Origin of the sequence: Exiguobacterium chiriqhucha RW-2, assembly GCF_000416965.1 — a bacterium.
Taxonomy (GTDB): Bacteria; Bacillota; Bacilli; order Exiguobacteriales; family Exiguobacteriaceae; genus Exiguobacterium; species Exiguobacterium chiriqhucha.
Genome location: NZ_ATCL01000017.1, coordinates 22,109 through 46,632 on the forward strand (window position 1 = coordinate 22,109; position 24,524 = coordinate 46,632).

At 53.0% G+C, this 24,524-nt stretch carries 22 protein-coding genes; 8 read left to right on the forward strand and 14 right to left on the reverse strand.

Annotated elements, in window-relative coordinates:
- Window positions 1-111: 111 nt before the first annotated feature.
- The 8 genes from M467_RS23690 to M467_RS23730 all read right to left on the reverse strand — a co-directional run bounded on the left by M467_RS23690 (window position 112) and on the right by M467_RS23730 (window position 8,811).
- A complete protein-coding gene (locus M467_RS23690; RefSeq protein WP_021066661.1) occupies window positions 112-519 on the reverse strand; it encodes a general stress protein in 408 nt (135 codons plus the stop codon).
- On the reverse strand, window positions 516-1,325 hold the full coding sequence (locus tag M467_RS31475) for a YsnF/AvaK domain-containing protein (protein ID WP_021066662.1): 810 nt from the start codon (window positions 1,323-1,325) through the stop codon (window positions 516-518). Before M467_RS31475 ends, M467_RS23690 begins: the two co-directional genes overlap by 4 nt.
- A gap of 87 nt (window positions 1,326-1,412) precedes the next feature.
- Complete coding sequence (locus M467_RS23700) at window positions 1,413-2,384, reverse strand: YsnF/AvaK domain-containing protein (protein ID WP_021066663.1); 972 nt, start codon at window positions 2,382-2,384, stop codon at window positions 1,413-1,415.
- Between the two features lie 235 nt (window positions 2,385-2,619).
- Entirely contained in the window at window positions 2,620-3,663 is a 1,044-nt protein-coding gene (locus M467_RS23710) for a LacI family DNA-binding transcriptional regulator (RefSeq protein ID WP_021066665.1), read from the reverse strand.
- A gap of 51 nt (window positions 3,664-3,714) precedes the next feature.
- Window positions 3,715-5,226, reverse strand: a complete 1,512-nt coding sequence (locus M467_RS23715) for an alpha-amylase family glycosyl hydrolase (protein WP_021066666.1) — start codon at window positions 5,224-5,226, stop codon at window positions 3,715-3,717.
- A gap of 23 nt (window positions 5,227-5,249) precedes the next feature.
- The gene (locus M467_RS23720; RefSeq protein ID WP_021066667.1) at window positions 5,250-6,083 is read right to left on the reverse strand and encodes a sugar ABC transporter permease; all 834 of its coding nucleotides are present in this window, start codon (window positions 6,081-6,083) and stop codon (window positions 5,250-5,252) included.
- Between the two features lies 1 nt (window position 6,084).
- Window positions 6,085-7,440, reverse strand: a complete 1,356-nt coding sequence (locus M467_RS23725; RefSeq protein WP_021066668.1) for a carbohydrate ABC transporter permease — start codon at window positions 7,438-7,440, stop codon at window positions 6,085-6,087.
- A gap of 105 nt (window positions 7,441-7,545) precedes the next feature.
- Window positions 7,546-8,811, reverse strand: coding sequence for an extracellular solute-binding protein (locus M467_RS23730; RefSeq protein ID WP_021066669.1), 1,266 nt, complete (start codon window positions 8,809-8,811; stop codon window positions 7,546-7,548).
- Window positions 8,812-9,182: 371 nt separating this feature from the next.
- Here M467_RS23730 and M467_RS23735 point away from each other — a divergent pair, with 371 nt between their 5' ends.
- Window positions 9,183-10,967, forward strand: coding sequence for a glycoside hydrolase family 13 protein (locus tag M467_RS23735; RefSeq protein ID WP_021066670.1), 1,785 nt, complete (start codon window positions 9,183-9,185; stop codon window positions 10,965-10,967).
- 156 nt (window positions 10,968-11,123) lie between these two features.
- A complete protein-coding gene (locus M467_RS23740) occupies window positions 11,124-12,482 on the forward strand; it encodes an MATE family efflux transporter (protein WP_021066671.1) in 1,359 nt (452 codons plus the stop codon).
- Window positions 12,483-12,528: 46 nt separating this feature from the next.
- Here the strand turns inward: M467_RS23740 and M467_RS23745 are convergent, their stop codons facing one another.
- Window positions 12,529-13,263 carry an enoyl-CoA hydratase/isomerase family protein gene (locus M467_RS23745; RefSeq protein WP_021066672.1) on the reverse strand — a complete coding sequence of 245 codons (735 nt, stop codon included), beginning with the start codon at window positions 13,261-13,263 and terminating at the stop codon, window positions 12,529-12,531.
- Between the two features lie 155 nt (window positions 13,264-13,418).
- Here M467_RS23745 and ybaK point away from each other — a divergent pair, with 155 nt between their 5' ends.
- From ybaK to M467_RS23775, 6 genes are all read left to right on the forward strand, one after another.
- Window positions 13,419-13,883 (forward strand): Cys-tRNA(Pro) deacylase, encoded by a 465-nt coding sequence (gene ybaK / locus M467_RS23750; RefSeq protein WP_021066673.1) that lies wholly within the window; start codon window positions 13,419-13,421, stop codon window positions 13,881-13,883.
- A gap of 20 nt (window positions 13,884-13,903) precedes the next feature.
- Window positions 13,904-14,602, forward strand: coding sequence for a CDP-diacylglycerol--serine O-phosphatidyltransferase (gene pssA, locus M467_RS23755; RefSeq protein WP_021066674.1), 699 nt, complete (start codon window positions 13,904-13,906; stop codon window positions 14,600-14,602).
- A gap of 87 nt (window positions 14,603-14,689) precedes the next feature.
- A complete protein-coding gene (locus M467_RS23760) occupies window positions 14,690-15,442 on the forward strand; it encodes a carotenoid biosynthesis protein (protein ID WP_021066675.1) in 753 nt (250 codons plus the stop codon).
- Window positions 15,408-16,106, forward strand: coding sequence for a lysophospholipid acyltransferase family protein (locus M467_RS23765; RefSeq protein ID WP_021066676.1), 699 nt, complete (start codon window positions 15,408-15,410; stop codon window positions 16,104-16,106). The genes M467_RS23760 and M467_RS23765 overlap by 35 nt, the downstream gene beginning before the upstream one ends.
- Entirely contained in the window at window positions 16,103-17,170 is a 1,068-nt protein-coding gene (locus M467_RS23770) for a glycosyltransferase family 2 protein (protein WP_021066677.1), read from the forward strand. The genes M467_RS23765 and M467_RS23770 overlap by 4 nt, the downstream gene beginning before the upstream one ends.
- A 14-nt stretch (window positions 17,171-17,184) precedes the next feature.
- Entirely contained in the window at window positions 17,185-18,651 is a 1,467-nt protein-coding gene (locus tag M467_RS23775; RefSeq protein ID WP_021066678.1) for a phytoene desaturase family protein, read from the forward strand.
- A 430-nt stretch (window positions 18,652-19,081) separates the two neighbouring features.
- On the opposite strand, the gene M467_RS23780 is transcribed toward M467_RS23775, so the two are convergent.
- From M467_RS23780 to M467_RS23800, 5 genes are all read right to left on the reverse strand, one after another.
- Window positions 19,082-19,921, reverse strand: a complete 840-nt coding sequence (locus M467_RS23780; protein WP_021066680.1) for a phytoene/squalene synthase family protein — start codon at window positions 19,919-19,921, stop codon at window positions 19,082-19,084.
- Entirely contained in the window at window positions 19,890-21,368 is a 1,479-nt protein-coding gene (locus M467_RS23785; protein ID WP_021066681.1) for a phytoene desaturase family protein, read from the reverse strand. Before M467_RS23785 ends, M467_RS23780 begins: the two co-directional genes overlap by 32 nt.
- The gene (locus M467_RS23790; protein ID WP_144060663.1) at window positions 21,365-22,891 is read right to left on the reverse strand and encodes a phytoene desaturase family protein; all 1,527 of its coding nucleotides are present in this window, start codon (window positions 22,889-22,891) and stop codon (window positions 21,365-21,367) included. The genes M467_RS23785 and M467_RS23790 overlap by 4 nt, the downstream gene beginning before the upstream one ends.
- Before the next feature lie 73 nt (window positions 22,892-22,964).
- Window positions 22,965-23,966, reverse strand: coding sequence for a class I SAM-dependent methyltransferase (locus M467_RS23795; protein WP_021066683.1), 1,002 nt, complete (start codon window positions 23,964-23,966; stop codon window positions 22,965-22,967).
- Between the two features lie 102 nt (window positions 23,967-24,068).
- Window positions 24,069-24,449 (reverse strand): YisL family protein, encoded by a 381-nt coding sequence (locus tag M467_RS23800; RefSeq protein WP_021066684.1) that lies wholly within the window; start codon window positions 24,447-24,449, stop codon window positions 24,069-24,071.
- Window positions 24,450-24,524: the final 75 nt, after the last annotated feature.

The window sequence follows — 24,524 nt, forward strand, 5'->3', positions numbered from 1 at the left end:
TCATTTTACACGACTCGCACGAGAATGCAATCGTTTGCATAAACTTTTTTCTTACTTTTTGGAGCAAACAAAAAACCTACCACCTTTTCAAGAAGGCAGTAGGTGCTCTAGTCACTTGTCTTGGTCGCGCCCGAACGCCGCGTTCGCTTCGTGCCCTTCGAACGCCGGGTTGTTTCCGTCATTGAACCCCGTGTCCGGTTCATCGAGAATCAAGGCGTAGCCTCCGTTTAAAATATCGCCATACGCGCGGTTGACGTCGTCGTCAGCGAGACCGAGGTCGAGCAACGCCCGCTTCACTTCCTGCTCGCCTTCGGCCACACCCGCGAACTTTTGCATCCAGTTCGCGCTCGCTGCTTCCACTTTTGCGTCGGTGTTCCGTTTGACGAGCGAGACGTCATCTTTGTCTCTCGCGACGACATATAAGTCGCTCTCCTCATAGCCTTCCTCGGTCAGTTGATCGATTTTGGCGACGAGGGCCGCCTCGTCTTGGTATGTGTCTACAAATCGACGTTTGCTCATCGTGTCTCATCCTTTCGGGTTGTCTGGTCATGAATCGTGACGTCGGCCTGGCCGACCTCGGTCACTTCAATTTCTTCTTTACGGAGCGTCTCCGTCATGGTTTTCACGTCTTCGGTCACTTGTTTCCGGACGATAATCTCTTCGACGACGACAGGACGTTTGACGATGAACGCCCGTTCCTCGATGACTTGAATCCGGAGATGGTCCCCTTCGTCAATCGTGCGAATGCCGGGCTGATTAAAGTCATAGTCCTCGAGCACGTCTTCTGACCCTGGTGTCCGCTCCACATGAACCTGTTCCCTGCGGACCGGGACTTCAATCTCTTGAACTGTCTCCGCGACGTGTCGATTGATGACGACCTCGCCCGTTTGAACGGCTTGTTTCTCGACGGTCAAGCGTTCCTCGTGCAAGGCAAGCGTCTGTTCTTCCGTCTCCGGTTCTGATTTCATTTTCGGGCGGCCGGCCTCAAGCGATTGGTCGCCACGGTCGGCATCGACGTACAAGAAGAGTCGTCCCTGCTCGACTTCCTGAGCGAAGCGATCCTGTTGCTCCTTCGTGAGCCGCATGCTACCAAGCCAGCGTTCAATCGGTCGCTCGCTCGATGTGACGAGTGAGGCGACCGTACCCGGTTCGTCGGTGACGAGCACATATAACTTCGACTGGCGTCGGACCGCGTCCGCGACGTCGGCTCGTTTGACGAGGACGTACATGTCCTCTTCGGCGTATCCTTCTCGTTTCAAATCGACCGTTCGATTGAGCAGCGCCTCCGGCTGGTCAAATACTTCAGAGATAATCGCATGTTTCATGGCATTGATTCCTCCTATGGTTACTTGGCGAAAAAAAGGATGGTCCCTCAGAGAGAGCCATCCTTGTCGAGGTACTTGGTCAATCGATTACAGGCGGTCACGCTCGTCGCGACGTTTGCGATCGAGATCATGATCGCGATGGCGAAGGTCGTCTTCCCCTTCGATATGCGCTTCTTCTTTACGCAACGTCTCACGTACCGTTTCCGTATCTTTGACTTTCTCTTTGCCGACGATGATTTCTTCGGCAACGACATCTTTCTTCGTCACATCGACACGTTCTTCCGTGACCGGTACGCGAATCTCATCGCGGTCAGTCGTCGCATCGAACGAATGCCCCGTCGCTTCACGGTCCCCATCGACACGGCGACGTTCGACATACACTTCATCGTGCTCGACTTCGACATCGACGCGTTCTTCGCGTTCGACGACATCTTTCTCGACGCGAACTTCACCAGTCTGCACACGTTCCTTGTTCACAAGGAGACGCTCTTCGTGCAACTCGAGTTTCTGTTCGTCCGTCAAGTCCGTACGGTTACGGATGTCCTCATCCATATCGTTGAAGCGGTTCGAGTTGACGCCTGCACCTGTTGCACCGATGCCGGCACCGGTTACGCCAGTCCCTGTTCCGAAGTCACGCGCGGTCATATTGCCCGCTTCGTTACCTTCTGATCCGTAACCAGCTGATGTGCGGCCGCCTTCGAACGTATCGTTACGTCCGTCGTCAAACACGCCGTCATTCTTGTCGAGCAAGAGGACCATGCCGCCGTTTTCGATATCTTGGTGATGACGCGCCGTCTCTTCTTCTGAGAAGCCAAGTTTATCGAACGTGTGACGTACTTCGTCTCCGCCGTCTGCTACTCCGAAGAAACGATCGAGCCATGACGCTTTCGTTTCTTTTACTTCTGCATCCGTTTCGCCGCGAACCATCGAAAGGTTCGACTTATCTTTCACAACGACGTACAGATCGTCTTCGCGATGCCCTTGGGCGCGAAGCTCATCAATTTTTGACACAAGCTCTGACTCCTGATAGTAAGTGCCTACATAACGTTTGTTATCCATGATTGTATCTCCCTTTCAAATTCTTTATTTTTTTGGTTATTGGCTGGGCGGATTCGTAATGATCTGCCATTCGGCCGGTAATGTAGATGTTCCCTTGCAACTCCGTTTCATGCATTTCTTTCACGATTGTAATCTGTTTGTAACGATATGACTTTTGACCGATTGATTCCCCTTCTATTATATGCATCCGGATTGAACATTAAAAAACCTCCCGCATGACACGGAAGGTTTGCCCTCATTCAACGATTTCAGTTTTCTTTTTCTGCCCACATGACTGACGAACGACCAAATAATGCGGAACGATGACGCGTTTCCCGTAAGGTGGCGCGCTGTCTCCAATCTGTTCAATCAGACAGTTCGTTGCCTCGAAACCGAGGCCGAAGATGTTGATTTCGACCGAAGTGAGCGGCGGATTCGAATGTTCGGCGATGTAGACGTTGTTGAAACTGACGACGGCGACGTCCTCAGGTATCTTAAGCCCCATCTCACTGAGCGTGCTGATGACGCCGAGCGCCATCATATCGTCACTGACGACGACGGCTGTCGGTGGTTCCTCTAACTGGAGCAACTCCCGCACGGCTTTGGCCCCGCCCTTCGTCATGAACTCGGCACGAGCGATATAGTCTTCCCGAACCGGGATGCCCGCCTCCATCAACGCTGTCGCGTACCCGTTGCGACGATCTTGTGTGACGGCGAGTTTATCGGATCCCCCGATAAAGGCGATGCAACGATGGCCGAGGTTGTATAAATGTTTCGTTACTTCACGCCCGGCCAAATAGTTGTCCGTGTCGACGTACGTAATCGAGGAGGCATCTCCAAACGGCTTCCCGACGACGACGAACGGGAATTTTGTCTGACGTAAGTATTGAACGACTTTGTCGTCTTCACGTGAGTACAAGACGATGACGCCGTCAACGCGACGGCCTTGGACCATCTCGATGACCCCCGACAAGACCTCTTCTTCGGTCACGCCCGTCGTCATGTAAAGCGAGTAACCGTTTTGGTGGGCTTTCGTACTGATTCCACGCAATACTTCAGGGAAAAATGGATTTTGAAGCGTTTTCGTCGCTGCGCTCGGCATGACGAGACCAATCGACTGTGTCGAGCGGTTGGCGAGACTTCGCGCGTGAATGTTCGGATGGTACCCGAGTTCTTCCATCGAACTGCGTACACGCTCTTTCGTTTTCTGACTGATACGCGGACTGTTGGCGATGACGCGAGACACGGTCGACGGTGCGACATTGGCGTGTTTGGCGACATCTTTAATCGTGATTTGCATGATGCTCCCCCTTGCTTCCGTTAATTCAAAGTTCCCTATCACAGGGTATCGTCAGCTCGCGCTCTTGCGACGCTTCCACATGACCAATCCAGTCAAGAAAATCGGGATGGCGATGACAAGTAGACCGATCGTCCACATGTTCACTTCCGATTCTTCGACGATGTAGGCGTTCGCGCTTTCTCCTGCGAGCTTGATGGTGAACGTGCCACGTTTGTCGGTGACAAGTTGTGAGAACAAGAGACCACGAAGGCGTGTATCTTCCCCGACTTCGCTTACCTCGAATTCAATCTCTCGGTCCTCGGCGTTCATATTGATAGCGTACAAAGCGACATCGTCGCCGTCACGACGCTCGAACACGGCCATGCCGTCTTTCGAGGCGATCATGCGTTGTTCGCCGGTCGCGAAGACGGGATATTCCTCTCGCATCCGGTTCATCATCGTGACGTATTCATGGAGCTCTTCATTTCCAGGGAAATCGGTCATGGCCCGGTTCGCCGGATCGGCTCCGCCCTTTTGTGCGTTCTCCGTCCCTTGGAAGACGATCGGCATGCCTGGAGACGCATAAAGAGCGAACAATCCGAGGCGTAGGCGACGCTCGGCCGACTCGGCCCCGCCGAGTTCCGCGACGTGCATGAATCGTTCTACGTCGTGGTTATCGAGGAACGTCGCCATTTGGTTCGGGTCGTTGAAGAACGTCTCGGCGTAGCTCGCGGCCACGTCGATTTCGTCCACACTCGCCGACTTTTGCGTCATCGTCTTCGAGACGCGGTCGTAAAACGTGAAGTTCGTGATGCTGTTGAAGCCTAGGTCATCATATTCCGCGACGTACTGTGGATCCGGGTCGAACACTTCGGCCAACAGATAAAAGTCGGGGTCGACGGCCCGGACCGCTTTAACGAAGTCTTCCCAAAACGGTTTGTCGACGTGACGTACCGTATCGAGACGATAGCCGTCAATGCCGGTCTCTTCAATCCAATACGTGGCCGCATCGAGTAAGTAGTCTTTCACTTCCGGGTCTTCCGTTTTGAAGTCCGGCAAGTCGAACAGCCAGTGCGTCTCGACTTGTTCTTGATCGTTCCAAAGCACGATCGGCAACTCGTCATGGAACCAGTCCGGTCGTTCTTCGACCCATGGATGTTTCGGACCGACGTGGTTGACGACGAAGTCGAGGATGACTTTCATGTCCCGTTTATGGGCCTCGTCGACGAGTTCTTGCAAATCTTCTTTCGTCCCAAATTGGGGATCGATGTTATAAAAGTCTTTAATCCAATATCCGTGATAACCGTCCGGCATGTTCTCAAACACCGGTGTCAGCCAGACGGACGTGAACCCGAGCGACTCGATATAATCGAGCTTTTCAATCACGCCGCGGATATCGCCCCCGTGAAAGGCTTTCGGGTCATCTTTGTCGACCTGCGCGTTGTTGTCCGGATTCCCGTCAACAAATCGGTCGACCATGATAAAGTACATGCGTTCCTGTTCCCATGATGCTGCTTCTTTCGCTCCGACGATTGTTGGAAACAAAAGAAGCGACAGAAGAACGAGCACGACGCCTCGCCTCATATCGCTTCCCCCTTAAGTGAGTATTATCCTTTCGTACCACCGGCAGTGAGACCCGAGACAAAGTAGCGTTGGAACATGAAGAACAAGAGGACGATTGGAAGGGCCGAAAGGACGGCGCCTGCCGCGAACAACGTGAAGTTGTTGTCGAACTGTCGAGAGATCATGTTGTAAAGACCAACCGCGAGCGTCTGTTTCTCTGGTGAACGAAGGACGAGCGATGCCAAGATGAAGTCGTTGAACGGGCCCATGAAGTTGAACAAGGCGATCGTTGCGACGATTGGCTTCGCGAGCGGCAAAATGATTTGCCAGAAGATACGAAGGTGACCGGCACCATCCATCCGAGCAGCTTCATCGAGCTCTTTCGGAATCGTATCGAAATAACCTTTTGCCAAGTACGTGTTCATCGGGATTGCGCCTCCGGCATACAGCAAAATAAGGGCTGTGTGCGTATCAAGAAGGTTGAGCATGTTCAAGAGCACGTAGATGGCGATGATGGCAACGAATTGCGGGACCATCTGTAAGACGAGGAACATGACGAGCGAGTTCTTCCGTCCCACGAAACGGTAACGCGAGAAGACATAACCTGTAATCGTTACCAAAACGACTGAGAGCAACATTGTGATGACTGCAATTTTTAATGTGTTCACATACCATAAACTATAATCCGAAATAGATAGATCGAACAAGTTTTTATAGTGAATAAATGTCGGGTTCGACGGAATGATGGTCGATGTGATCGTACGACCCGGGTTGAATGACGTCCCGACCACCCAAAGCATTGGATAGAGAATGATGATCGACGCAAGCGTCAAGATGACATAAGAGAACGCCAAATTGATTCGTTTTTGTTTTTTCATATCAGATCATATCCTCGTCTTTGAAAGATTTTGTCCGACGGAACTGGATGACGGCAAGTGTCATGATGAAGAATGACAAGATGAGCGTAATCGCAGCCGCAAGTCCGTATTGCGGGTTGGCTCCGAGCGACAATTTGTAAATCCATGAAATCAAGATATCGGTACCGCCGGCAGTTTGGCCCGGAACAGCCGGTCCACCACCGTTAAAGAGATAGATGATGTTGAAGTTGTTGAAGTTGAACGTGAACTGCGTGATGAGAATCGGTGCTGTTGCGAACAAGAGCATCGGCAATGTGATTAAACGGAACTTATCAAAGATGGTCGCACCGTCAATCGTCGCCGCTTCATATAAGTCACCCGGGATGGATTGAAGCACCCCAGTCATGAGCGTCATGATGAACGGGAAGCCGAGCCACCATTGAATCAAGATGAGCGCACTGCGTGTCGCCGTCGGATCGGTCATCCAGTTGATCGGATCAAGTCCGAACGCCGGAAGAATCGTCGTATTGAATACCCCGAACGATTCGTTGAACATCGAACGGAAAATCAAGATCGTGATGAACGCCGGTACGGCCCATGACAAAATCAAGATTGAGCGGAACAAGCGACGGAAACGAAGACCTTCTTGGTTCAAGAGGACTGCAAGGAAGATCCCGATGGCGATGACACCGACCGTCGAAGCGACTGTCCAGACGAGCGTCCAACCAAGAACGCCGACGAACGTGTCACGGAAAATATCAATTTCAAAGATTCGTGTGAAGTTCTCAAATCCGACCCATTCCACGAGTTTCGCCGGTGGTGCGTTGTTGTAGCGATAGTTCGTGAAGGCGATCAAGAATGTGAAAATCAATGGAAGAATAACGGTGAAGACGAGCAAGATGAGCGACGGAATTAACATCAGGTATGGGAATCCGTGGTCGCGCAAGTTGCGAAGTTGCACTTGGAACGTTGCAACGTTTAGGTGCTGATCACGAATGCGACCGACTCGGTAAGCGTCACGAATGTTCCAGACGTAGAACGCGATTCCGAAGAAAAGTAAGATCAATGCGACAATACCTTCTACCATCAAGAAGATGGAATGGTCGTTACGAGGTCCTGCCACTTCGCCAAGCGTGATCAATCCCCAAAGGCCGCCACGGTCGCCAGGTCCAGCGCCTGCTCCTTTGAAAAAGAGATCGTAGTTTACTGCAAAATAAGACATGATGACAATAAAGAAAGCGATCGCTTTCGCTTTTTGGTTGTTATAAAATTGACCGGCTCCCGGAATGATCGAGAGTAATGCAGCGTTCCGAGCATGATTGGTCGGTTGTTTGTCCGGACGTTGATCCGGCGTTTTCGGGTTCGCAATTGAAGCCATCCTCAATTTCTCCTTTCAATTTGAGCAAATCAATCGAGCAAGCGTTTGCTCAATTCTAGAAAATGAGGGGGAACGCCAGTCGGCGTACCCCATCATTTCTTGTCCTTATTGGTTGTTCGCTTGGATTTGTTGCTCGATGACTTTAACAGCATCGTCAGCTGATTTTTGTGCATCTTGCTTGCCAGTTGCTACGAGCTGAAGTGCTTGTGCCATTGGCTCCCAAACTTGTCCCATTTCAGGAATGTTAGGCATTGGGATTGCGTTCGTCGCTTGATCGAATACCGCTTTCGCAACTTCGTTCGACGTGATTGTCTCATTCGACTCGAGTGCTGCTACTGGTGGAATCTCGTTGTACGCTTCGAACATTTTCAATGCGTTCTCTTCGTTCGTGAGTTCTGCGAGGAACATTTCAGCCCACTCTTGGTTTTCTGTGTAAGCAGAAAGTGCGTATGTCTTCACGCCCATGAACGTCTTGATTGGCTCACCGTTTGGAAGTGTCGGCAATGCAGACGCTCCAAGGTTGACGCCAGCATCTTGGTAACCAGCTACGGCCCATGGTCCGTTCATGACTGTGTGTGCTTTCTTCTCAGTGAAGAGTTGGTCCATCGCTTGGCCACCAGACTCGCCGATCAACCCTTTAGGGAAGAGGCCTTCTTGGTACCATTTGCCGATGTAGTCGAAGCCTTCAACTGCGCCTTCGTTGTTCAAACCGATGTCAGTTGGGTCGAGCGCGCCGCCGTCTTCTTTGAAGACGTAACCGCCGAAGCCAGCCACTACACCGTGAGCGAAGTAGAAGTTATCCCAAAGACCGAGGAAGCCGTACTCGCCTTTGTCTTTAAGATCTGTAGACAACTTGTACAAGTCGTCCATTGAAGTAGGAGCTTCTGATACCAAATCCTTGTTGTACATGAGGACTGGTGTTTCAACTGATTTCGGATAGCCGTAAGCTTGTCCGTCGAACATGACAGCCGATTTCGAAGCGTCTGTGAACGCTTCAAGTGCGCCTTCATCCGTAAGTGGAGCCAAGTGACCTTGGTCAGCGATTGTTCCGATTTGGTCGTGTGGTACGAGAACGATATCAGGACCTTTACCAGCTGGGCCATCAAGCGCCAACTTGTCTTTTTGATCCGTCATTTGGACTTCAACGACTTCAACTGCGACGCCGTGTTCTTCTTCAAACGCCTTCGCAACTTCTTTCGTCGTTTCCGACTTTTCAATATCTTCCCAAATTACGATTTTTTCTGGCTTGTTCTCGCTAGAAGAACCGCCTTCGTTAGTAGAACCGTTGTCCGTACCGCCACCACATGCAGCAAGTGCACCGAAAGCGAATACTGCCGTTGAAAGTCCTGCTACCATTTTTTTCATCTTCATGATGAAAAACCTCCCCAAGGAATAGTATGGTCAGATTTGCGCAATCGCACTGGCCTACTGATTTTAAACAACTCCGCTACAGAATCAGTAGGTTAGTGAAAACGTTTGCATCCTCACCTCAATTTTTATTATACAGTTGTGTAAGCGTTTTACAAGACTTTTTTTTAGGATTTTTTCCTGCTGTTGTCCCATTTATCTCTTTTTGAACTTTTTGTAGGTGTTTTTCTTATGAAACAAGGAATCGAACGATTGACAAAATGTAAACGCTTTATTAACCTTTGCTTGAGCAAACGTTTTCACAACTGATGTTTCTTTTCTGAACAGACAGTGTAAAATGGTAACAACCCTAAGAGAGAAAGGAACGATTTCATTTGATTAAAGAAGCTATCTATCATCGCGCCATGTCCCCTTTCGTGTACAAGTACGACCGAGAAACGATACATATTCGATTCCATACGAAAAGAAATGATATCCAATCTGTTGACTTAATTTGGAATGACCCATATGACTGGCATTCGGAAGACCCGGCCATGTGGAACTTCGATCCGGACAAGCCGAGCTTCTGGCGCACGTTCGAGACACCGATGGAAAAGATCGGACACGACGACCAATACGACTATTGGTTCATCGCCATCAAGCCGCCATTCCGCCGGCTCCGTTACGGCTTCCGTCTCCATGACGGTAATGAGACGGCCGTCTATACGGAAAAAGGTTGGTTCGAAGATAAGCCGCTCGATGATACGGGCTACTATTTCTGCATCCCATTCATCAACCCGGTCGACATCTTCCATGCCCCGTCGTGGGTGAAAGATACGGTCTGGTATCAAATCTTCCCGGACCGGTTCGCGAACGGTGACTCGTCACTCGACCCGGAAGGCACGCTCCCGTGGAATAGCACCGAGCCGACAATCACGAACTTCTTCGGCGGCGACTTCCAAGGGATCATCGATCATATCGACCACATCGTCGACCTCGGCATTACCGGCATCTACTTCTGCCCGATCTTCAAGGCGACGACGAACCATAAATACGATACGCTCGATTATATGGAAATCGATCCTCAGTTCGGAACGAAGGAACAGTTCAAACAACTCGTCGACCTTCTGCACGAGAACGGGATTAAAGTCATGCTCGACGCGGTCTTCAACCACGTCGGGTACAATCACCCGTGGTTCCTCGACGTCGTCGAGAACGGACCACAGTCGGAGTACCGGGACTGGTTCTACCTTCGTGACTTCCCGATCGAGACGACACCGAAGCCGAACTACGATACGTTCGCGTTCGAGAAGAACATGCCGAAAATCAATACGGAGCACCCGGCGCTAAAAGCTTATCTATTAGAAGTCGCGCGCTATTGGGTCGAGGAGTTCGGCATCGACGGCTGGCGTTTGGACGTCGCTAACGAAGTCGATCATGCGTTCTGGCGCGACTTCCGGAAAGCCGTGAAACAAGCGAACCCAGAAGCGTACATCCTCGGTGAGATTTGGCATGACGCGCAGCCGTGGCTTCAAGGCGATCAGTTCGATGCGGTCATGAACTACCCGTTCACGAACGCGAGCCTCAACTATTTCGCGCTCGACCGGACGTCCGCTTCCGAGTTCCGGGATGAATTGACGCGCGTCGAGATGATGAACACGACGAACGTGAACGAAGTGACGTTCAACTTGATTGATTCGCACGACACGCCGCGTGCCCTTACACGAGCGAAAGGACATAAAGGAAAGTTCAAGTTGCTCATGACGTCGATGCTCACGTACACGGGCAGCCCATGTATCTATTACGGGGATGAAATCGGGCTCGAGGGTGAACAAGACCCGGGCTGCCGTCGTTGTATGCCGTGGGATGAGACGCAGGAAGACCGGGAGCTGTTCCGCTATATCCAAAAATTGATTCGACTCCGCAAAGAGCACCCGGTGCTCGCCAACGCCGGCTCGTATCGCTTCAACCTCGTCGATAACGAGTCGAACGCACTCATCATTGAGCGTTGCACGAAAGACGAGACATATTTGATATACTTCAATAACTCAGAGACGGTATCGAAGCTGAACCCACTCTGGCATACGGGAAGCGCTTACGATTTGCTTCACGACCGCGATGTAGACTCACTTGAAGTCGAACTCGCACCGTTCAGCGCCACGATTTTGAAAATGAAATAAATTCGGTTTTGCACCCGTTTCGGCGGGTGTTTTTTTTGTTGAAAATAATTTGCTAAATCCCTTTCTTTTTCATATCAAAAGGAGTAACATGACCCTTGTGATTTTGACAACGTAAATATTTCATAGAGAGAATTGTAGAAACAAGGGAGAATACACATGCCGAATAAAAACACCGAACAGCTCAGTTTATTTAAAATATCGTGGCCGATCTTCATCGAGCTCGCGCTCCATATGGGGACCGGGATTATCGCCACGCTCATGCTGGCCCATTACTCCGATGCCGCCGCTTCTGCCGTCGGCGTCGCCAACCAAATTTTGAACGTTTTCTTAATCGTCTTCAGCGTGACGTCGGTCGGCGCGACCATCTTGATCGGTCAAGCCATCGGCGCCAATCGGATGAAGAAGAGTCGCGACTTTGCCCGTTCTGCCGTCAGCTTGAACATGTGGCTCGGCGTGATCATGGTCGCCGTCGTGTTCTTGTTCGGTGAGACGTTCCTCCGCCTGTTCGGTCTATCGGATGAGCTGTTCGACCACGGTCTCTTGTTTTTACAAATCGTCGGGTTGTCGCTCTTCACCGAGGCGCTCATCATGGCGCTCAGTTCCGTCCTCCGGAGTCACGGGATGACGAAACATGCGATGCTCGCGACGCTTCTCATCGATATCATCACGGCCATCGGAGCCATGATTGCCGTCATGGGTTGGTTCGGCCTCCCGGTGACAGGTGTCGCCGGTGTCGCCTGGGCCATCGTCATCGCCCGTTTCTCGGCGATGGTACTCTTGTTCTGGATCGTCAAGAAGCGACTCATGCTCCGCTTCCCGCTCAAAGAATTGATTAAGCCGCAACGCGATGATATCCGTGCCTTGCTCCAAATCGGGGTACCATCGGCCGGAGAGAACTTGTCGTATCAGTTCTCGCAAATCATCATCACCGGTTTCATCGCCACGATGGGTGAGGCGTCCCTCGCCGCCCGCGTCTACGTCATGAACCTGTCGATGCTCGCCTTCTTGTTCACGGTCGCCGTCGCGCAAGGGACGCAGCTGTTGATTGCCCGTGACATCGGCGGGAAACGGTTTAAAGAGGCGTATACCCGCGCCGTCAAGACGTTGAAGCTCGCCATGTTCGCATCACTCGTGGCCTCACTCGGACTCGCCGTCTTCGGTAAGTCGTTGCTCGGCCTGTTCACGTCGAACCCGGACATCATCGCCGTCGGCGTACCGATTTTATGGGCGACGCTCATCCTTGAGCCAGGTCGTGCCATGAACATCGTCTTGATGGGCTCGCTCAAGTCGGTCGGCGACGTTCGCTTCCCGGTCATGATTGGAATCGCCTCGATGTGGGGCGTCGCCGTCGTCTTCAGTTATTTGTTCGGTCTCCAGATGGGGCTCGGCGTCCTCGGGATTTGGCTCGCCTTCTCACTCGACGAGTGGTTCCGCGGTTTCTTCGCCTTCCGGCGCTGGAAATACGGGACGTGGCAACAAAAAGGCTTCCAGTTCGAACCGAAGCCAACTTCATAACCAATCAAAAAGAAGCGGTCGCTGTGACCGCTTCTTTTTTTATCGATTATCGATTTAAGAACGCCTGCATCGCCTGGCGATGAACGTCCGTCTGCCCACATTTCCGTTGCCAGATAATCTCTTGCTCGAGCCCGTCCTCGAACGAATCGGCCCGGAACAACGCCTTCATGCCTTGCACCGCCGTCGGTGACTTGGCTGCGAGCGTCTCGGCGTATGTCGTCAACCGTTCCAAGTACGCCTCATCCTCGACGAGCTCCGTAACGAGACCGAACGTCTCGGCCTGTTTGGCGTCAATCGTGCTGCCGCTCCACATCCAAGCGAGCGCGAGATCTGGCCGCATCAAGCGTCGCAAATGGTACGGTCCCCCGGCGTCTGCGACGAGACCGATTTTGATGAACGCCGAACTGAACTTCGTCGACCTTGCGACGAGCCGGACGTCCGCGGCGAGCGCCAGACTGAGACCCGCCCCCGCGACGACCCCATGAATGCCGGCAATGATTGGTTTCGGACAGTCGGCAAGCGCCCGCACGAGCGGATGATACACCTCTTCTAAATACACTCCATAGTCGGCGTCACTCTCAATCGTCAAGTCCTGTCCCGATGAGAAGGCACGCCCTTGCCCGACGAGCACGATGACGTGGACGGCCTCATCCGCCACGAGCTGCTCCATCGCTTCCCTCGCCTCACGAAGCAACGTCTCATTTAATGCGTTCAATTTTTCCGGCCGGTCCCATTTCAGCCAGCCGACCCCGTTCCGCTGTTCCAGTTGAATCGTTTCCATCCTGATTTCCCCCTTCATGATAAAATGAATCACTATTCATTTCTCTATCGTGGTTTCTGTTTCCTTCTTGTCATGAAAACTTTCCGAGTTCGATTGCCCGACGCTACCACTATTTGCTATTCTTAAAAGAGTCGTTCAACGAAAGGGTGGGACTGATGCAACTGACAAACGCCGCAAGACAACTGAAACAACGGAACGTCCCGTTCACGTATCACACATATGAAGTGGACGAGTCCGACGTCTCGGCCAAGCATGTCGCCGCATCACTCGGTAAACCGCTCGACCAACTGTATAAAACGATTTGTCTCGAGAACGAGCAACGCCGATTCGCCTTCTTTTTGATTTCAGGAGAGCTCGATATCGACTTAAAAGCGGCCGCAAAAGCCTGGGGTGCCAAAAAGGCGTCGCCCGTACCGATGAAGGAACTCGAGGCGCTGACCGGGTACATCCGGGGCGGGGTCTCGCCGATCGGTGCGAAGAAACGATTCCCTGTGTTTCTTCACGACAGCGCCAAACGAAAAGACACGATTATCATCTCGGCCGGAAAACGCGGCTATCAACTCGAACTCGCTCCGGCTGACTTGCTCGGATTCACGGACGGTCGCTGGTTCACTCAATAACAAAGATGGAGGCAATACCTATGTGGAAAGAACGAATCCGCTCGTGGATTCCTAACTCATTTACGTTCGGCAACTTGTTCTGTGGCGTCTTGGCCATCGTCTACGCGGCGCGCGGCGACTTTTCGAACGCGACGTTACTGATTATCATCGCCATGATGCTCGACAGTCTCGACGGACGGCTGGCCCGTATGCTCGGAGTGGCCGGTGACTTCGGGAAAGAACTCGACTCGCTCGCCGATGTCGTCACGTTCGGGGTCGCCCCGGCGTTACTCGCCTACTACACGTTCTTTATCGATTACGGCAATTACGGCCTCTTCTTCGCCGCCCTATTCCCGTTGTTCGGCGCTTACCGCTTGGCCCGCTTCAACTTATCGGCGACGAACGTCACGGCCAGCTACTTCTCAGGCGTCCCGATCACCGCGGCCGGCGGACTGCTCGCCGTCGTGACGACGTTCGGGGACCAGATCAATGAACTGCTCACCCCAATCTTTTTCACGGGTCTCGCCCTGCTCATGGTCAGCCGCGTGCGCATCCCGAGTTTCAAAGATGTGCCGCTCCCGCGCCATTCGTTCATCATCACAGTCAGTCTCATCTACTTGACGTACATGATTTTCGCCCGGTGGAAAGAATGGCCGTCGTTCTGGTTCATCGCCGTCACGTTCTACGTCTTATTCATCGCCTTCTCGTTCGTCAAGAAACGAAAACGGATGGCGAATTGATGGGTCCCTCTCAAGGGGCTCTTTTTTTGCATGCATTTATTAGACGGATGTCACAAACCTCTCTAGAATGGTAATAGAGGTGATGAAATGAAAGTGTATCCATGGATTTGGAAATGGTTTTTAGTTTGGTATGTCATCGGGGTCGTCCTCGTTGGCTTTGATTTGTTGCCGAGTTGGCTCGAATGGGCGAACCCGGTGTTCTTATGGCTCGCTGGGGCCATCGGCGGTTGGGTGATTGCGGACGGCGTCCGTCACGCCCGCTGGATTGTCCCGTTCATCTTCTTCGGCTCGATCGCTGTCGAGACGCTCGGTGTCAAAACCGGGTTCCCGTTCAGCGAGTACATCTACGCCGAGGCGTTCGGCCCGACCGTGTTCGGCGTACCGGTCACAATCGGAGCGGCCTGGCTCGCCGTCATCGGCTCGAGCTTTGCCGTCGCCCGCTTGTTCTCGTTCAAGAACCGCACGCTCTGGCTCGTCCCATTCCTCGCTGTTTGGCTCGACATGGCGATTGATCCGGTCGCCGCGAACGTGAAAGGCTATTGGGAATGGGCAAATGACGGTTTGTATTATGACATCCCGACGCAAAACTTCGTCGGCTGGTTCGGACTGTCGCTCATTTTCTCTTGGTTGCTCGACCGGTTTGAAGTCGAGGCGGAACCGATGTTGCTTGGGCACGGCCGTTATTTGTTCGTCATGCTTCACGCCTTGTTCGGAGTCACGGCCGTCAACGCCGGTCTCTACGGGATCGGTGTACTCAGCCTCGTGACCGCCGCAGGTCTCATCTTGATAGAACGGAGGAGCCGTCATGATCGAAGCGAGCAAAAAGAAATGGTTCAATAACCTGTTCTCGACGTTCGTCAAAGAGCGTCAAATCCGTCCGTTTTTCCATACGATTCACGTCCGGGCCGATGACGTGCCAACACCTGGATTGTTTTTGAGCACACACAGCTCGTGGTGGGACGGGATGATTCTGCTCATGTTGAACGAATATTATTTGCGTCACGACGTCCACGTCTTGATGGATGAGGATGGACTGCGCCGCTTCCCGTTCTTCCGCCACTTAGGTGCGTTCTCCATCAAAAAAGGCAAACTGTCGGACGTGCGCGCCTCGCTCGACTATGCCAATCGGCTATTACTCGCTGGCAAGTCCGTCTGGGTGTTCCCGCAAGGACGTGAGTATCCACAGGAGCATCGCCCGCTCGAGATTGGTTCCGGAGCAACGATGCTGATTCACAATCCAGAAGTCCGGTTGTGCGCCATCTATTATACGTTCGCGTCCCACGCCGCCCCGCTCGTCTATGTGCGGTTCCGCAACCATACGGTCGTCTCTAAGACGCGACGTGACCAAAAACAAGAGCTCGCCAAAGCACTTGAGCGACTATATGACGATACGCGCGACGACGTGATCGCACAATCCGACCGCTATATCGAACTGTTCCCTCCGAAGCGCAGTTTGGCGGATTGGACGGAACATCTGCTCCAAATTGGAAGAGGCCGCTCATGATCCTGCTCGTCATCACGTCCCTGATGCTCGTCTTCACGTTGGTGAACTTGCTATTCCTCCGGCCGCTCACCGTTCCGGCCCCTGTCCCTTCGACCGCGATTTGCATCCCGCTTCGGAACGAGGAGCGGAACGTGCCGAAACTCGTCACAAGTTTAATGGCCGCCTTGACGGATGAATGTCACGTTTATTTGTATGAGGACCGGTCCGAGGACGGTACATATGAGGTGCTCGTTCAAGCGATTGCGGGCGATTCCCGCTTCACCATCTTCCGTGGGGTGCCGCTCCCGGAAGGCTGGGCCGGTAAAGTCCATGCATGCCATCAGTTGGCGACCCGGACGACCGAGCCGTATGTATTGTTCCTCGATGCCGACGTGACGATCGACCCGACGTTCATCGGTCGACTTCACGGCACACTCGCCCGCGAAGGAGCGGTCTTCTTGTCCGGCTTCCCCCGTTTCCCGACACCGACTTGGCTCGGGAAACTGTTGATTCCGATGCAGCACGTCTTAATCGCCCAGCATTTGCCCCTGTTTTGGCGAAAAGTCCGTCATCCTGCCTTCGCCGCGGCCAACGGGATGAACGTCCTCGTCGAGCGGGCGAGCTACGAGGATGTCGGAGGGCACGCCTCGATTCATGATTCATTGATTGACGACATCGATCTCTGCCGCGAGTTCAAACGTCGGAAAAAGATCACGTCGCTCGTCAACGTCTCGCCGTATATCACGTGTGACATGTATGCGACGAATGAAGAAGTCTGGAATGGGTTTTCAAAGAACGTATTCAAGGGAATGAATGAAGCAGTGGGCATCGCCCTTTATTTCTTTCTCTACTACGGCATCCAGCTGTCTGCTTTCATCGCCTTTCTCGTCCGCATGGACTGGATTTCATTCTTGGCATGCGCGTTCGTTTTGCTCGCGCGCCTCGCCATCGATGTCAAATCGGGTGGCCGCCAATTTTGGCTCCACCCGTTCAGTCTCATCGCCTACTTGCTCCTCTTGTCGAGCGCGGTCGTGCGCAAATGGCGACGGAAGCCGATTTCATGGAAAGGCCGGACGTATCAATAATTAGGAGGCATACTATGAAACATATCGCCATTATCGGGGCCGGTCTCGGCGGCTTGAGTGCCGCCGTCACCTTGGCCGCCCGCGGTTACGACGTGACCGTCATTGAAAAGAATGAGCATGTCGGTGGGAAGCTCATGCCGATTATCACCGATGGACACCGCTTCGACTTCGGACCGAATACGATTACGATGCCGGACGTGTTCCGCTCCGTCATCCGCAACAGCGGCGCCAACCCGGATGACTATTTTGAGCTCGTCAAACTCGAGTCGCACACGGTCAACCACTTCTCCGACGGTTCGACGTTCACATTCGATTCGGACCGCGAAAAAATGGAAGCTGAGGTGCGCCGTCTGACCGGCGATAAAGCCGATAAAAATCAATTGGCCGCTTACTTAGACGAGGCGGAAAAACTGTTCGAGATTGCCAATCACCGCTTCTTCACGCGGATGGACTCGAAAATCGATACCGGTCTTTGGGCCGACATGATGAAAGTGCATCCGCTCAAGAGCCTGCATGCGCTCCATAAAAAGTACTTCAAGGACCCGCGCATCATCCAAGCGCTCGACCGGTATGCGACGTATATCGGCAGCAGCCCCTACGTCACACCGGGCACGTTCGCGCTCATCTCGCATCTCGAGCTGAATGACGGCGTCTATTTCGCCAAAGGCGGGAACTGGACGATCGCGAAAGGCTTCGCGAAACGGGCGAGCGAGCTCGGCGTCGAGTTCCGACTCGGCCATGAGGTGACGAAAATCGAAGTGACGAACGGGAAGGCCCATGCGGTCGTCATCGACCACGAAGAGGTCATGTCTTGCGATGCCGTCCTTCTGAACGGGGAACTGCTCACGCAATATCCGCGTCTCGTCGACGCCATGGACCGTCCCTCGTTCCCGGTACCGACACGCGACACGATCGAGCCATCGGTGTCCGCTTTCGTCATCATGGTCGGCTTGAACAAACGATTGAACCTCGCCCACCACAACGTCTATTTCTCAGACGACTACGAGGCCGAGTTCCGGGCCTTGTTTGAAGAGGAACGCTATGCCGATGAGCCGACGATCTATATCTCGAACTCGGCCCATACCGACCCGTCAATGGGAGAAGCAGGCGATAACTTGTTCATCCTCGTCAATGCGCCGGCCCATATGACCGATATCGATGCCGAGACGTATGAGCATTTGATTCGTCGACGGCTCCGCACGTTCGGTGTCGATTGGGAAGACAGCGATGTCTTGTTCCATCGCCGCGTCACTCCACTCGATTTGACCCGTGATTTTTACGCATATTACGGAGCGTTGTACGGGACGTCGGCCAACTCGAAAAAAGGAGCGTTCTTCCGTCCGTCGGCCCGCTCCGAAGACGTCTCAAACATCTGGTTTGCGGGCGGTTCGACCCACCCTGGTGGCGGTAGCCCGATGGTGACGCTTTCAGGACAATTCGCGGCCCGATCGATGTTAGAGGACATACCTCTGACAATTTGAACATTTTGTGAACAGAGGATTCGACACTTGTCGACACGGGACAGACGTGATAATATCATATTCGAGTTCAAGCAGTTTTGTAACGTTAGTTACACCTGTAGCGATCGAATGGCTTCCCCGAGCCTATCGCGTTTTGAACTTGTCACACCCGAGAAAAAAGTGATGAGCGAGTTTCCCCACTCGTATCCCGCAGCTGGAACAGCATGCATCTGATGTTCCCCCTTAGTCCATCAAGCATCCTGCTTCAGCGAAGATGCCCCATTGTCTCATTCCCCATGAGACGAGGCACATCTTTAGGGTTCATCACGTCCGATTCGTTCGTTTCCCCGATGAACGAATCACATAACGCTTACACCACTTTTGGTCCCCCGCCAAAAGTGGTTTTTTTTGTGCGCAAAAAAGGCAGCCGTCTCAAGACGACCGCCCTTGCTTATAATCTGGCCAACAGTTTGCCTTTTTGAATCGTCGAGACATACGCCCGCTTCGTGAAGACGTCATGCCCGTTCTGCCGGGCCGCATCTAAAATTCCTTCATAGAGGAGCGCTGCCGCCGCGACAGGCTTCCGGCTCGTCACAGGATACAAGTGATGCGTCTCCCGGGCGCTGCTGTATAACGCTTCCGCGCGACGGGCCACTGTCTCCCAGACGTCGATGAACGCCGGAGTCACTTGCCGCGCAAACAAATCGGCTTCCGCGACACCGAACTCGGCGAGCAACGATTGGGGCACATAAATCCGGTCCCGATCGAGGTCTTCCCCGACGTCGCGCAAGATGTTCGTCAACTGCATGGCAATCCCTAAATCGATGGCGCCTTGCTTCAATTGCTGGCGTCCAGCCGCATCGGCGTCCGGCGCGAGAATCGGTAACAGCATCAAGCCGACGGTGCTGGCCGCGTAATAGCCATACTGCTCCGTCTCCTCGAGCGTCGCATAACGCGTCTTATGTAAGTCCCATTTCATGCCTTCGGCCAACTCGAAGAACGGTTCGACGTCCATGTCGTATCGCTTCCAGACATCCTCGAGCGCCACCCAGAGCGCATCCGGCAATGGTTCGCCTGCCAAGAAACGATCGAACTCGGCCAAAAAATGCGTCAAACTTTCCTCAGGGCTGTCAGATTCGTCGACCGCGTCATCGAGTGTCCGACAAAACGTATAGACCGCAGCCACGGCTTGGCGGTCAGATTTAGAGAGCAGGGAAAAGGCCCGATAGAACGTGAGCGAGCCTTTTTTCATTACGTCTTCACATTGACGATACGCTTCTTGTGTCGTCATGGTACAATGCCCCCATTTCTTCTTCCATTCTTTTCACTAACAGTTGCGAGCCGATCATGACGATGGGAACGCCTCCGCACGGATGGACCGATGCCCCGACCGCATAGAGACGGTCGATCTGAGCATACGGACGGGCCTGCGGTTTGAACGCAGCCGATTGGGCCAATTTCGGGGCGATGCCGAAGCTTCCGCCCTCGAACAAGCCGAATCGTTCCGCGTCCATCGGCGTCCGGACTTTCATTTCCAAGACACGGTCTCTGAAATCGGGCACCATCCGTTCGATGCGGCCGATCAAATGCTCGATTGCACCGCTCGTTTCAAAGTCTTTCCGTTCCAATTTACGCGGCACCGGTACGAGTACGTACAGCACACTCGTGCCCGTCGGTGCGAGCGAGTCATCGATGAGGGACGGATTGAACGTATACATCGCTGGATACTTGCTCAGTTTACCATCTTCGAAGATGGTCCGCATCGACCCGGCGAAATCAGTCGGCAAATCGAATTGGTGGACCGGCAAGTCGATGTCCCCGTTCACGGTAAAATACAACAAGAGCGTCCCACTCGACGGTTCATACGATTTTGGCTTGATGCCATCAATCAAGCGTTCCATGAGCGGGAAGTCGCCGTTGACGACGACCGCATCATACGGATGGACGACACCGTCGACAACGACCGCATCCGCCCGACCTTCGACGACGCGGACGCGTTCCACGTTCGCGTTCAGCTTGAACGTGACGCCCCGGCGCTTCAACTCTTGTTCTATTTTCGTCGCCAGCGAGAAATATCCTCCTTTGACGTACCAAATCCCCTCTTCTTGCTCCCGATACGGAATCAAGCCATAGAGGGATGGCGTGTCATACGGGTTGCCGCCGATGTAGAGCGTTTGCAGACTATAGGCGACACGAAGACGTTCGTCCTTAAAGAAGCGTTTCATGTTCTCGTGGGCCGTCTCATACGCCTTCAAGCGCATGAGGAGCATCAATAACTTCGGCTCGAACAGATCCGTCTTGCTCTTATAGCCCCGGTCCAAGAACGCGTCGAAGCCGAGGCGATACTCTTCTCGTTTTTGGGCCATATATTTTTTGAATCCGGCACCCTCGTTGAAAAGACGGTCGATTTCGGCCGCCTGGCGCTCGATATCGCGATATTTATAGAACGTCGTCCCATCCTCATAACGGAGGCGATAGAGCGGGTCGACTTCAAGCAGTTCGAGCTCACGTTCCGGGAACCCGGCTTCTTGAAGCTGACTTTTCAGTTTCCCGGGTAACAGGACGATGGTCGGCCCCTCATCGACGCGGGCGCCGTTCTCGAATTCGACATAATTGAGTCGACCCCCGACGCGGGATTCTTTCTCATAGATGGTCACGTGTAGCGACGGATATTTATGGGTCAGGAGCAAGGCCGCGTAAAGCGACCCAATTCCGGCACCGACGAAGCTGATGTTCATTGGCCGACACCTGCCCGGTCACGCAATAGGTTCGCCGTGATCCGCGCCGACTCAAAAATCGTCGGCAGTCCGCTGCCTGGATGAGTGCCCCCTCCGACGAGCCAGACGTGATCGAGTTCCTCGAACTGATTGTGCGGACGGAAATACATCATCTGCGATAAGTTGTGTCCGAGATTGAACGTGGCTCCTTCATATACACCGAACGCTTCCCAGTCGTTCGGCGTGAGCGGCTGCATGACATCGATATGGTTACGAATGTCGCGATACGGTGAACGCGTCTCAAGCGCATCGAGGACACGTTCCGTCATCGTCGCCTCGAGCTTCTGCCAAGGCAAATTCGACAGATTATTCGGGACAGGCACGAGGACGTAGAGTGACGATTTACCGGCTGGCGCCAGCGTCGGATCAATGTTTGACGCGTTCTGCACGTAGAAGGAGAAGTCTTCACTCAGCTTCAAGTCTTGCGTCATCTCTTTCACGTTACGCTCGTAGTCGTCTGCGAAATGAATTGAGTGATGGGCGACGTCGTCATAGACGCGATCGAGCCCGAGATAGAGCATGAACGTCGAACACGAGTAGCGCTTCTTCTTCAGTTGTTTCGGACTCCAACGCGTGAGCGCATCACTCGGGACGAGCGTCGTCATCGCATGGGCGAAATCGGCCCCGACAATCACTTCATCGAACGCGTAATGCACGTTGTTCGCCACGAGACCGTTAACACGTTTCCCATCGAGCAAGAGACGGTCAACGCCTTCTCCGAGACGAATCTCGCCGCCCTCTTCTTCGATGACGCGCGCCATCGCTGTACATAGTTGGTTCACGCCGCCAATCGGATGATGGACGCCGTAGGCATGCTCCATATACGACAAAATCGAGAAGCCGCCTGGACAATCCCAAGCCGACATCCCTAAATATTTGGCTTGGAACGTGAAGGCGTACTTCAGCTCCTCGCTCGTGAAGTATTCCGATAACACGTCATATAACGATTTACCAATCGACAAGAACGGCAACGCCTTCAAAACACGTGTGGCCACGTAATCCGTCAGCTTGTCATGCGCCGTCTGCAGGACCGGCATCAACTTCGACAGCTTGATGGCTTGTTCGGCCATGAAGCGCTCATAGCCTTCCCCGTTCCCAGGGAACTGCTCTTCAATCGCCTGATGCATTTGATCGCGGTCGGTCGTCATCGACAGTACCCGGTTCCCTCGATCGAAATAAAGGTCGTACATCGGTTCAAGGCGTTTCATCTCGACGTAGTCATGTAAATCGCGACCCGTCTCTTCGAAAATCTCTTCTAAAATATACGGCATATTTAAAAAAGTCGGGCCACGATCGAACGCGAATTCTCCGACTTGAAGACGAGACGTTCGTCCACCGACGAACGCCTGCTTCTCAAATACTGTTACCTTCACACCACGGCTTGCGAGCAGCATCGCAGCCGCAAGTCCTCCTGGTCCGGCACCGATCACGGCGACTCTTTTTTCCGACACGTTGAACAACTCCCTATGTGAATAGTCTCTTATGCTTCTATCTCATTATAGAAATGACTGGAGACAAGTTCAAATTTGAATCGGCTCGTCGTGTGTCCGCCATGTGTCAATTGCCGCGCTCGGCAATGACGATATACCATGATCCTTCCGGGATGAATGGGATAAAGCGAATATTTTCAAAGCCGACTTGCTGCATTTGACGGCGCAACTCTCGAATTGTCGGTAACGGATGCAAGTTGTCGTGGAGGGTCATGAACGCATTGAACGCCGAGGCAAACCGAGAGCCGAGCGGCGTCTCTGCGAGCGGAGTGACGAGGACAGCGACACCGGACGCCTCGAGGTTCTCGAGCATCCGTTCGAGCAATTCGATTCGTTTTTCTGGCGAGAAGTAATAGAGCATGTTGTTCATCATGACGGCATCGAACCGGTCCTCATGATCCCATTCCATGAAATCGGCCACTTCGTAACGAATATCACCTGACTCATCCTGCTCACGGGCTTCGGCGATGACGTCCTCTTCTAAGTCAATCCCGGTCAACTTCCACTCTGGTTCGAGGCCATGCAGTTTACGCAAGTAACCACCGTGCCCGCATCCGATATCGAGCATCGTCTTCACGTCGGCCTGACGCAACAGTTGTTGGACGACTGGGAAAGCGACCGTCTCGACGAGCGTCGACGTCTGTGCAACGACCTGTCCATGCGTCGCCCCATCGAACGTCTTCTGTTTGCCCGACTCTAAAAAGTCAGGGTAAGCGATGAGCGCCGGGATATGCAGCTCCATCATCTCTTGCAGCATGAAACCGATACTGCGCTCATCCTCATGCGACAATTGATATTTCAAACTACGTGTCGGGAAGTAACGCCAGCCTCTCTTCTTCAAATGACGAACGGCGACCCCCACTTCAAGCCAACGCTCCAGCGCGAGCTTCGTCAACGGTTGCTTCAAGCGAAGCGTCATCTCCGCAAAGCTGGCCCCGCCTTGGAGTGCATCGAACAATCCATATTTATAGCCGATATATCCGTGCCAAAGCGGCAGGAACGATTCCGTTTGTTTCATCCATCTTCGCGCGTGCAAGACGCGTGACCATTCATTCATTTGTTGTTCCATCATTTCACCTCATCATCGTTATCACTGATTTTTTTATTTTCCCCTAATAATTTACGGACAAACAAAAAAATCCCACTCCGATGTGCGGAATGGGAATCAACCTTAAATGAAATTGCTAAAGAACGACTGTCCGTATGGCAACGCATAGCCGATGAAAATCGTCACGAGTGCAAGTACGACGAAACCGCCGAACATCGCGTTCGCTGGTTTTTTCTTCTTCACACGGATGAGCGTCATCTCACCGAAGATGAGCGTGAGCAGTCCGACCGTGATTTTCACGTGATAGAACATGCCGCCATCGTTCAATTGTAAATACAAATAAAGTCCTGTGCCGAACGCGACGAGCAACATGAGTCGAAACACCATGTGGGCAATCTTCCCGCTCTTGTTCGCGTTCTTATAGCCGACGTAGGCGACAGCGAACAAGACGAGTAATAAAATCCAGCTCGTGACGTGCGTGTGTAGGAATGCAGTCAATGGCATTCAAAGTCCCCCTTTCCATTATGTACAATCTCTATTGTACACGAGTCGCTCGCTTTACGGTCAAGCGGGTGATTG

Coding starts and splice junctions, on each gene's coding strand:
- M467_RS23785 (WP_021066681.1), bottom strand. CDS start 21,368: ATGAACATCAGCTTCGTCGGTGCCGGAATTGGGTCGCTTTACGCGGCC.
- M467_RS23780 (WP_021066680.1), bottom strand. CDS start 19,921: ATGACGACACAAGAAGCGTATCGTCAATGTGAAGACGTAATGAAAAAA.
- M467_RS23800 (WP_021066684.1), bottom strand. CDS start 24,449: ATGCCATTGACTGCATTCCTACACACGCACGTCACGAGCTGGATTTTA.
- M467_RS23760 (WP_021066675.1), top strand. CDS start 14,690: ATGAAAGTGTATCCATGGATTTGGAAATGGTTTTTAGTTTGGTATGTC.
- M467_RS23710 (WP_021066665.1), bottom strand. CDS start 3,663: ATGCAAATCACGATTAAAGATGTCGCCAAACACGCCAATGTCGCACCG.
- pssA (WP_021066674.1), top strand. CDS start 13,904: ATGTGGAAAGAACGAATCCGCTCGTGGATTCCTAACTCATTTACGTTC.
- ybaK (WP_021066673.1), top strand. CDS start 13,419: ATGCAACTGACAAACGCCGCAAGACAACTGAAACAACGGAACGTCCCG.
- M467_RS23745 (WP_021066672.1), bottom strand. CDS start 13,263: ATGGAAACGATTCAACTGGAACAGCGGAACGGGGTCGGCTGGCTGAAA.
- M467_RS23765 (WP_021066676.1), top strand. CDS start 15,408: ATGATCGAAGCGAGCAAAAAGAAATGGTTCAATAACCTGTTCTCGACG.
- M467_RS23795 (WP_021066683.1), bottom strand. CDS start 23,966: ATGGAACAACAAATGAATGAATGGTCACGCGTCTTGCACGCGCGAAGA.
- M467_RS23700 (WP_021066663.1), bottom strand. CDS start 2,384: ATGGATAACAAACGTTATGTAGGCACTTACTATCAGGAGTCAGAGCTT.
- M467_RS23740 (WP_021066671.1), top strand. CDS start 11,124: ATGCCGAATAAAAACACCGAACAGCTCAGTTTATTTAAAATATCGTGG.
- M467_RS23725 (WP_021066668.1), bottom strand. CDS start 7,440: ATGGCTTCAATTGCGAACCCGAAAACGCCGGATCAACGTCCGGACAAA.
- M467_RS23730 (WP_021066669.1), bottom strand. CDS start 8,811: ATGAAGATGAAAAAAATGGTAGCAGGACTTTCAACGGCAGTATTCGCT.
- M467_RS23775 (WP_021066678.1), top strand. CDS start 17,185: ATGAAACATATCGCCATTATCGGGGCCGGTCTCGGCGGCTTGAGTGCC.
- M467_RS23720 (WP_021066667.1), bottom strand. CDS start 6,083: ATGAAAAAACAAAAACGAATCAATTTGGCGTTCTCTTATGTCATCTTG.
- M467_RS23770 (WP_021066677.1), top strand. CDS start 16,103: ATGATCCTGCTCGTCATCACGTCCCTGATGCTCGTCTTCACGTTGGTG.
- M467_RS23690 (WP_021066661.1), bottom strand. CDS start 519: ATGAGCAAACGTCGATTTGTAGACACATACCAAGACGAGGCGGCCCTC.
- M467_RS31475 (WP_021066662.1), bottom strand. CDS start 1,325: ATGAAACATGCGATTATCTCTGAAGTATTTGACCAGCCGGAGGCGCTG.
- M467_RS23715 (WP_021066666.1), bottom strand. CDS start 5,226: ATGAGGCGAGGCGTCGTGCTCGTTCTTCTGTCGCTTCTTTTGTTTCCA.